This window comes from Candidatus Cloacimonadota bacterium (assembly GCA_034661015.1).
GTDB lineage: Bacteria > Cloacimonadota > Cloacimonadia > JGIOTU-2 > JGIOTU-2 > JAYEKN01.
In genome coordinates this window covers 1-10,066 of the sequence record JAYEKN010000193.1, presented here as the reverse complement: position 1 = coordinate 10,066, position 10,066 = coordinate 1, and the positions used below count along the sequence as shown (strand labels likewise).

7 protein-coding genes are annotated in these 10,066 nt (G+C 34.5%); all 7 read right to left on the bottom strand.

The window, feature by feature from the left end:
- Positions 1 to 64 precede the first annotated feature (64 nt).
- Positions 65 to 853 carry a 3-deoxy-8-phosphooctulonate synthase gene (gene kdsA / locus U9P79_07300; GenBank protein ID MEA2104428.1) on the bottom strand — a complete coding sequence of 263 codons (789 nt, stop codon included), beginning with the start codon at positions 851 to 853 and terminating at the stop codon, positions 65 to 67.
- Positions 854 to 930: 77 nt separating this feature from the next.
- Positions 931 to 2,565: a CTP synthase gene (locus U9P79_07295; GenBank protein ID MEA2104427.1), complete on the bottom strand. Its 1,635-nt coding sequence runs from the start codon at positions 2,563 to 2,565 to the stop codon at positions 931 to 933.
- Between the two features lie 327 nt (positions 2,566 to 2,892).
- Entirely contained in the window at positions 2,893 to 3,756 is an 864-nt protein-coding gene (locus tag U9P79_07290) for a hypothetical protein (protein ID MEA2104426.1), read from the bottom strand.
- Between the two features lie 168 nt (positions 3,757 to 3,924).
- Positions 3,925 to 4,458: a hypothetical protein gene (locus U9P79_07285; GenBank protein MEA2104425.1), complete on the bottom strand. Its 534-nt coding sequence runs from the start codon at positions 4,456 to 4,458 to the stop codon at positions 3,925 to 3,927.
- 93 nt (positions 4,459 to 4,551) lie between these two features.
- A complete protein-coding gene (locus tag U9P79_07280) occupies positions 4,552 to 6,999 on the bottom strand; it encodes a hypothetical protein (protein ID MEA2104424.1) in 2,448 nt (815 codons plus the stop codon).
- A 10-nt stretch (positions 7,000 to 7,009) separates the two neighbouring features.
- Complete coding sequence (locus tag U9P79_07275) at positions 7,010 to 7,780, bottom strand: FecR family protein (GenBank protein MEA2104423.1); 771 nt, start codon at positions 7,778 to 7,780, stop codon at positions 7,010 to 7,012.
- A 60-nt stretch (positions 7,781 to 7,840) separates the two neighbouring features.
- Positions 7,841 to 9,922 carry a hypothetical protein gene (locus U9P79_07270; GenBank protein MEA2104422.1) on the bottom strand — a complete coding sequence of 694 codons (2,082 nt, stop codon included), beginning with the start codon at positions 9,920 to 9,922 and terminating at the stop codon, positions 7,841 to 7,843.
- Positions 9,923 to 10,066: the final 144 nt, after the last annotated feature.

Sequence of the window (10,066 nt, the reverse complement as noted above, 5' to 3'; positions counted from 1 at the left end):
AGAATAATTTAACTGCTTTCTTTGTTCGTTTTGTTTGTTGTCAAATAAAACAATATAAAAAAAATCAAATAACTTGCAAAATGTTTTTTACGGATTTTAGCAAATTATTCATTTGATCCAGCGGTAGCATAGATTTCGCATCGCTCTTTGCAGCATTTGGTTGCGGGTGAGTTTCAATGAACAAACCGGAGAGGTTACCGGTTGCCACAGCTGCCCTTGTCATGCTCGGTACTAATTCGGGATTTCCACCGGAAATATTTCCAAGAGACGGTCGTTGCAAACTGTGAGTTACATCGTAGATAATTGGTATTCCCATTTCCGCAATAATTTGAAAATTACGAAAATCAACTACCAGATTATTGTATCCGAACGAATTTCCGCGCTCTGTTACGAAAACATGTGAATTTCCGCGATCAATTGCTTTTTGATATGCAAATCGGATTTCATTGGGAGACATGAATTGTCCTTTTTTGATATTAACCCATTTTCCTGTTTTGGCAACAGCTTCGATAAGTTCTGTTTGTCTCGACAAAAATGCCGGAATCTGAATTATATCAGCAATTTTACTAACTGCTTCCACTTCACAAACTTCATGCACATCGGTTAGAATTGGTAATGAAAATTTCTCCTTCACTTTTTGGAGGATAGATAATCCGGTCTGCAAACCAACACCGCGAAAGGATTTTCCGGAGGTTCGATTTGCTTTTTTGTAGGAAGCTTTGAAAATATAATGAAAATCAAATTTATCGCATAATAACTTACATTCTTTCGCAATGTGTAAACACGTTTCTAATGATTCAATCGCACAAGGTCCGGCAATAATTGTAAATTTTGAATTTTTATTTATTTTCATATTAAAATATTTTTACCACGAAAAACTCGAAAAAACACGAAATAGAATAAAAATCTTTTTTCGTATATCGGTTTTTATTAAAGCACATGATTCTCCTTTTTATATTCTATTGCTTCTTCAATAAATTTTGCGAAAACGGGATGAGGTTTAAGCGGTCTGGATTTAAATTCGGGGTGAAATTGAGTCCCGATAAAAAATCTGTGGTTCGCTAATTCAATAATTTCAACTAAATTCTTTTCCAAATATTTTCCCCCGATCACCATTCCTTTTTCTTTAAATTTTTCAAGAAAATCGTTATTGAATTCGTATCTGTGGCGATGCCTTTCGCTGACTTGATGTTGTCCCTCATAAATTTTTTCTGATTGTGAACCGGCAATCAAGTTGCACGGATATGCTCCGAGGCGCATTGTGCCACCCTTATTCTTAACTTCTTTTTGATCTTTCATAAGATTGATGACCGGATGAAGAGTTTTGGCATCAAACTCAGTACTATTTGCGTTTTCAAGTCCCATAACATTTCGAGCAAATTCAATTACCGCACATTGCATTCCGAGGCAAATACCCAAGAAGGGGATATTTTTTTCTCTTGCATATTTAATAATCGAAATTTTACCTTCGATACCACGCAAACCAAAACCACCGGGAACGAGAATGGCGTGAATATCTTTCAGATGTTTTTCGAGTGTATCTTCTCGAATTTTTTCATGGCTATGAAGTTTGTCAGTATCAATATATTTGATATTCACTTTGCCGGAAAATTTCAAACCCGCATGAATAAGGCTTTCAACTACACTTTTATAAGCATCTTGGTGGCGAACATATTTTCCGCATAATGCCACATTTACGGTTTGTTCGGGGAATTTGGCCTTATGAACCAATTGCTTTAATCCGGATAAATCAATTTCAGAATATTTTATTTGAAAATGATTACAGATTTTTTTTGCTAATGCCTGCTCTTCAAAAAGGATTGGAATTTCGTAAATTGTTTCCGCATCTCTGCCAACAATCACATTTTGCAAAGGTACATTTGTAAAGAGAGATATTTTTGTAAGTGCTGCTTGGCTAAGAGATTTCTCCGATCTACAGATAAGCATATCCGGTTGAATTCCTATTTCGCGTAATTTTACTACACTATGCTGAGTTGGTTTGGTTTTACATTCTCCGGCAGCAGAAATATAGGGAATAAGAGTAAGGTGAATACAAAAAAAGTCATGTCTATCCATTTCCAGCCCTATTTGGCGAATAGCTTCACCAAAGGGTAATCCCTCGATATCTCCGGCTGTTCCCCCAATCTCAGTAATAATAATATCGGAATCTTTACTCAGTCTTTTAAAGCGCATCTTTATTTCATCTGTGATATGTGGAATGGTTTGAACTGTTTTGCCGAGATATTTTCCTCTTCTTTCGTTTGTAATAACAGTATCGTAAACCTGCCCGGCTGTAGTATTGCATGCCTGTGATAGGGGTTGATCAAGAAATCTTTCATAATGCCCGAGGTCGAGGTCTGTTTCCGCTCCATCATCAGTAACAAAAACTTCTCCATGCTGAAAAGGGCTCATCGTGCCGGGATCGACATTTAAATACGGATCAAATTTCTGGATAGTAACTTTGTATCCGAGTTGTTTCAGCAAAAAGCCTATGGAAGCGGAAGCAATCCCTTTCCCCAAAGATGAGACAACTCCGCCTGTGATAAAGATATATTTGGTGTTCATCAAAATGTGTTCCCTTTCGATTTATCGTTGAGGTAAAGAGTAATTTGAATTTTTCTCATAAACAATTTTTTCCAGTTCGCTCTTTTGTTTGTCAAGTTTAGGGAAAAAATCAATCATTTCTGTTTTGTTGAATAGTATCAAAAAAAATGAGAAGTCATGTAATTATCGCTGACTTCTCATTTCCAACAAGGTTTGAAAACTTTGGTCAAACCGCTAACGGTTTGTATAAGAATAGCAGCCGATTGCGGAACTCCAATTTTTTCAAGTTATAACTAAATTTTATGCGGGCTACAATGTTCATATTTACTACTGTTTCGGCTAGTATTTTTATACTTTGTTGTGTGGTCGTACTTTTATTAATTTGTCAAATAATTCTGTTTTAGTTATATATTTATCTGCAAATATTCTGTCCTTACTCTCAATTTTAACTAACCCGAAATATTCTAAGAATCTGTCAAAAGTCCGTAACGAATAACATTTTCCAGCCTGACTTTTACTCGTGTCAAATTGTGAAGATTGAATATTGTCAATCAACTTAGGAAATGCTTTAAGGTATTTATTTGAATAAAAATGGTCAAGTTGTTTTTCAAAACCATATTTGCTTAATAAAATCAACGAAAACCCAAATCCAAGTTGTCCAATCTGATTGTCACCATATCCGTCATAATAAGCCCAATTGAATTTTGTTCCAAAGGTTTCTAAAATCAATTTTAATAACTCGAAATTATTAGAATAAATCTTTTCCCCCTTTTTAGTTAAACTAATTTTCCCGTTTCGTTTTTTAACCAATCCTGAAATTTCAATCAGAATTCTTGTCAAATTAATACTCATAGAATCAGATTCTTTGTATAATTTCGATATTCCTGATTCAATCATATCATCTTTGATAAATCGCTGACTATAAATGTCAGCAACAATTTTTGTCGGTAAAAATCCTTTGGCTGTCAATTTTAATTCTCCGCAATTCTCAATGTGCTGTAATAGATATTTTATTTGATTTAAAATCGGAATCCTTTGGTATTCTAATTCGGTTAGAGTCAATAATTCTATTGGACAGTTTTTTCCGAATGTTTCATTAATAATGTATTCCATTTCAATCGGAGAAAATCCTTCAAAATCAGGAAGTCCTTGATTATTCTGCTCATTCATTATTTTGTCGATATGACTTTGTAATTTTTTTATATCATCCATTGGTCATTCGTCTGTTTAGTATGCAACACAACGGTTTGGCAATAAGAAACGTAGGGCATTTCGAAGCATGTAACTATCCAATTACCAAGCCGTTTATTAAATGTAATGTCGTTTAAATTTAGCACTTTCCGCACTATGTTTTTTATTGCGTGTTCTCTGCTGGCTATTTTATTGATTTATCTTTCTATTAAAAAGATTTAGAATTATTAAAATTAGTATTAAAACAATTGTAATTAGTATAAATATCCATTTACTACTTGTTAACGCTGAATTTATGTTTACTTGGGACTGTGTTATTTCTGGAAACTGATTTAACATTTTCAAAATACCAAAATTTTCTAAGTAGTCAAATAATACACCAAGCATAGGAAAAAAGAATATCAACTGTATTTTTCTGTTAGAAAAAGAGCGAGTCAATTTTACCAGTAAAAGAAAAAATAAGCATCCATAAATTATTGAATATATCATATCTATAAACCCAGTCGTAATTAGATTGATTTTTCTGCCATTTTGTCCCATATCATTAAACGCTTTATCAACATCAATTTTAGTATATGAAAATTGAACATCTAATGGTCTAATACTATATCCTGCAATTTCATTTATTTGAGATTGATATAATGGGAATATATAAAAATTAACTATAAAGATGAATATTCCTAATAATATGATTATTTTCCAACTCGTAATTTTTTCAATCATTTTTCTTTTTACTTTTTTGCTTGCTTGCAGAGAACGTGTGTGTATCACCTATTGTTGTCATCCGCCTGTTCAAGAAAATAGTTTACCGGTTATTTAAAACTTCTGCGTAAGGCTTAATCGTAATTTTGTTCTGGAATAATCTTCGTTATCTTCTGTCTTATTTTTATAATTCATAAATGAAACATCTGCTCTGATATATGTAGGAGTGGGAAAGAGAACTAATTCGCATCTTGCACCAAGAGAAAAGTCATTTTTTATATAACTGATATTTCCTCCGGATTTTATTGAGTTAAGTTCAATATATGGTTTAAGATTTTTAATCTGAGCAAAATTTAGTTCAAATTCTTCTCGGACTAAAAAGCCAATGTAATTACCATCAGCAGAAAGTGAGTCAACCTCATTATCATCCGACTTCATATAATAGATGGAGGCATTTGATTCTAAAGGAATGTTTTTGAATTTTGTATTAAGAGTGAATCTGTAATTGTTCATATCGTTTTTCAGAGTATTATAATTATATCCGGTAGAATCGTTACCAACATAATTTTTATCATTTATGTAATTCGTCTGAGAAAAACTGAATCTAAGGCGATGGTTTGTGTGGAATATTGTTGTGGGAATATTGTATGAAGTTGAAAAGCCCAACATTTTATTTGTCTGATCAATTGGCATGAGAGAATCGGCAACAGGTTTGTCCTGCAATGATTTTTGATAATTAAAGCTCAATCCGGGATAATATTTATTTAAGGGGAGCAAACTCAGATTTGTAATAAAACCGCTGTTCTCTGTTGTTCCTGTTTTATTGCCGCTCAAATTATTTTTATATTGAAAAACACCGCCAGTAAGAGAAATTTGATTATTGAATAAACGGAGTGTATTCATAACATTCAAACCGGCTTTGTCTCGTGATAAATAAGGATTTGCGAGCGTGTTATAACTTCCTCCCACACGTGAATATTTTATGTTGAGCAAATTATTCCAGAAGAACATTCTTGTGTAAACTTCCATAGCAGTAAAATTTTTTAGCGTTGTGACTGAAGGTTTTAAGGGAATAAGATTTTCATTTATAATGATAACATCTTGGAGTTTTTCAATCAATGAATGACTGAAATTAATATCCAAATCATCAAGATCAGACTCCGAAATGATTCCATCGCTGATATCATTATTCAAAAGACTGGCTGAAATTTCACCGCCAATAATAAATCTGCGTCTGAAAAGTGATAGTTTGCTGTCCACTCCAAACACAACATTATCTTTTGGATAGGCGGCGAATTCTTCAGAAGCTATATCATCTTTGGCTTTTAAGGCAGACAATCCGACGTAGAATTTTCGTTCGTTTCCAAAAAGCAAGTGAACGCCATAGGAATTCCTCTTGTATGAGCCATTTGTTATAGTTGTGTCAACTATTGCAACAGTATCTTGTGGCACCGAAAGAGTGTCAACCACCAAATTGCCCTTGATGTTTCGCTTTATTTCTCCGTAAAAAGAGTGAAGTTTGAAATATTTAAAATCAAGAATTCCACTATATCCTTTGATGTTTTTCCCGGAAATGGTTTTGTTGGTAAATTTCTGATTTTTGTCTCCGAAAGAAAGTTGGAGATGGGGAACATTAAATTCAAATAAATATTTATTAATCGGCTGTCTTGTGTCGCTCTCTTCGGATGAAAGATATATTCTTCCATTATAACTGAACCATTTTCTGCCGCCATAGATTTTTAATTTGCCATTGTAGTTGGAATCATCAGGATGATTATGGTAATATGAATTTGAATCGGCAGTTGTAGATGCGGTTCTGGAATTTAAAGTCAAATTTCCATGAAAAGTAAGAGGAAGTTTATCCTGAAAGCTGACCTTCGTAGCCGTTACTTTCCAATTATCAGTCAAATAAACAGTGCTATCCGGATTTAACACTTTCACTTCAATTGTATGAATTCCTTTTTTAATTTTAGCTGGTTTGTAAACAATCAAATTATTTGTGATGTCGGAAATTTCCGTAACATCAACTTTATCAAAAATAAGGTGAATAGTTTTTCCCACAAAAGTATCTTCATAATTGAAAAAAGATATTGCTACGAAGAAATCTTGGACTTGAGCATTGAATTCATTATCAGGGCTTAATTTTTGCAGAACGTGTTTTTCATCCTGAGAAGAAATTTTGAGAGGGATATAATAGGGGCTTAATTCAGCATTATCTGGGGGTAAAGTAACGGCACTGCCGTCAATTAGGTTAATTCTGAAATAATATTCAATTGATTGATCAATGAAGGAAGCAGGAATTTTGTAAACGTAGCCGGGATTCATACTATTTTCATCAATATCCATATTATCCTGAATATAATCAGAGTTACCCTTTTTATAGAAAATTGAAGTATAATTTATCATATCCACACCGGAAATAATTTCGATTTTCAGTTTTAATGGCTCATTGTATTTTGCAAATTCAGGAGGAGTGTGCATCAGTTGGGGAGTAGTTCCAGCATAAAGGAATCCCATGGTTGATAGCATAAAAGCAATGAAACGGATCAGTTTTTTTATCATTTTCCCCCTTCTAATAATATATTATCATAGTTTTCATCTCACCATTTTCGTTTTCAAATTGAATTTCTAACATGTTTCCTTGCTCCCCTTCATCTCCACCGTCTTCGCCACCGTCTTCACTGTCTTCGGTATTACCACCTCCATCTCCGGTTTCACCATTACCTTCTTCCGGTGTAGGTTCTGTGTTTATCTCTTCTAATATTTGTGAGTTGATGGAAGATGTCTGAGTTTTTGCAACATCCGGAGCTTTTTCTTTGGAAACCGTAGCGGTTTTTCCGGCAGAAATATTGGCAGTACCGAATTCATTCCTTACTTCTACAACACCACTAAATGTAGAAACCATTGTCAATTTTTCATCTACACTAACAAGGAATTCAGTTCCTTTTACGGCAGCAACGGTAGTTGGGGTAGATACTTCATATTCCCCGCTTTCTTTTTTAACCTGTGACCAAATATTTCCTATTTCCGCATAAAGTTTTTTATCTAACTTTTTTACATTTTTTTTGGCGTTGATCGTTAGAATGGAATTGGAAAATATTTTAATTATCGCTCCTTTGTCAACGAATTTTACGATTGCGAGGGATGCTTCTCCAGATACAATTTCATCTCCGGAATATAAAACGGTTCCATGTTTCATTGCCTCATTTGTATCTCCACGATGCAAAAAGACCTGCCCTGAGGTTTTAATAATTACTGCTACCGGATCTTGCTTTTCTTCTGCAAACAGGGTGGCAGCGAAAATAAACAAAGCAATTGATACAATCAATATTTTTTTATACATTTTTTCCTCTCATTTCTAAGGTCAAGCCCACTGAAAACCATTATGGGCAAAATTATTTTACTATTCAACGAAAATGCTATCAATGGGTATTGTTCCGTTAAGTAAACCATTAATAAGTTCCATTAATTCATCAAGATTAACAGCCTCACCGTTAATTATCACCACACCACTTGGAGCGAAGCCCTCTAAACCCTCCGGGGAATACCCGGAGCCAGCTAGCCCCTCAATCAAATTAGAGATTTGAGTTGCTCCCAGATCTAAAACCTGAGTGCCGGAAATGATCAAATTCCACAACTCACTTTCTAATTCTTGCTCTCCGATATAAGCGATAACTCGCCAGGCATATTCAGTATTTTGGTTTAAAGGTGGGGCAGATTCCGGATATTCAAAATAAATAGAGCTGATTCCCGGTTGTTCATGATAAGTTATACCGTTAATAATTTCTTCGACTGTTTCATTTTCTTCAACCTCAAAAATTTGAAAAGTGAATTCAGTAGCAGTAGAAAACCAGGCAAATATTGGAAGATTTGTATTGATTGCGGGAGGATTAGGGGAGAATTGCTCTCCGGGCCCGAGTAATTCAATCTGGATTTCAGGACTAGGGATGAAAAAATTCCACAACTCACTTTCTAATTCTTGCTCTCCGAGAAAAGCAATAACTCTCCATGCATATTCAGTATTTTGAATCAAAGGTGGAGCAGATTCCGGATAAGTGAGGTTATTTGCATTAATTTCAGGTTGTTCATAATAAGGTATGTCATTGATAATATCTTCAACTGTTTGATTTTCTCCAACTGTAAAAATTTGGAATGTAAATTCCGTGGCAGCAGATAACCAGGTGAAATTGGCGGGACCGCCATAGATTTCAGGAGGATCAGTGCTAAATGGTTCGCCCGGATAGACTAAATCAATCCAGATAGATTCTTGACCATGAATTAGAAAATTCCATACATCACTTTCTAATTCTTGCTCTCCGAGAAAAGCAATAATTCTCCAAGCATATTCGCAATTGGGATTTAAAGGTGGAGCAGATTCCGGATAAGTGAGAATACTCCCATTGATTTCAGGTTGCTCATAATAAGGTATATCATTGATAATATCTTCAACTGTTTGATTTTCTCCAACTTCAAAAAGTTGGAATGTAAATTCATTAGCAGTAGAAAACCATGTGAAAGTGGGAAAATTTTCAGAGATTTCAGGAGGATTAGTGCTAAATGATTCTCCGGGGTAAATCAATTCGATTGAGATAGTACTTGGCTCTGTACCTTGAATAGTAAAATTCCACAAACCACTTTCCATTTCTTGCTCACCAAGAGTAGTATAAACTATTGCGATGACTCGCCATGCATATTCGCAATTGGGATTCAAAGGCGGGGCGGACTCCGGATAGTTTAGAATATTCCCGCTGACACCCGTTTGCTCATAATATGGTATTGTATTGATAATATCCTCAACTGTTTGATTTTCTTCGACTTCAAAAAGTTGGAAAGTAAATTCCGTAGCTGTTGAGAACCAAGTGAATATGGGAAGACTCGCATTAATTTCCGGAGGAGTATTGCTAAATTCATCTCCGGGATAAATCAAGTCAACACTACTGGGGTTTCTAATGATAAGGATTGCTTGAACAACGTCCCAATTTTCATCTTCATCTTCGGGATTAATACAATAAAGTGTAAATGAATATGTGTCTGCAGGGAGAAAACCATCCCCAAGAATAATATCTTCGAAATCAGGATTATTGTCCAGAATTCCACTCCAATCACCAGTTATGGAAACATTAGAATTTAGAATATCCCTATTAGTTAGGATAATTGATTGTCCGGGTTGAAGTAAAAGGGAATCAATCTCCGAGCTTCCGAGAGCTGTGTAGTCCTCAATCATTCCAGCAGCACGGTCTAGAAGATTCGGGAAGTTGTTTGAACTAAATTCCATCGCTATTTTACATCCGCGAGGGACAGTATCATTATTCGTAATTGTCAACCAAAAAACTATTGGTTGGGATTGAGGATTATTTTGATCAAAACTGGAAGGATAAATAATATCGTAAGAATTTTGGACAACTTCAAAAGAAATTGGACCGCTGTAGGCAAAACTTGCAACCCCTAAAAACAAAATAAAAACCATGAGCAATTTAATCTTCATAATCATCTCCTTAATTATATTTTATTTTAAAGATTTTTTTTTATACTTTTGATTGTTTTATGTCAAGTTTTAGAGGAAAAATTCGCATCCTCCTCCCCCCATTTTTTTACAAGAATTCATCTAAAAAAACCGAGTTATTTGAGG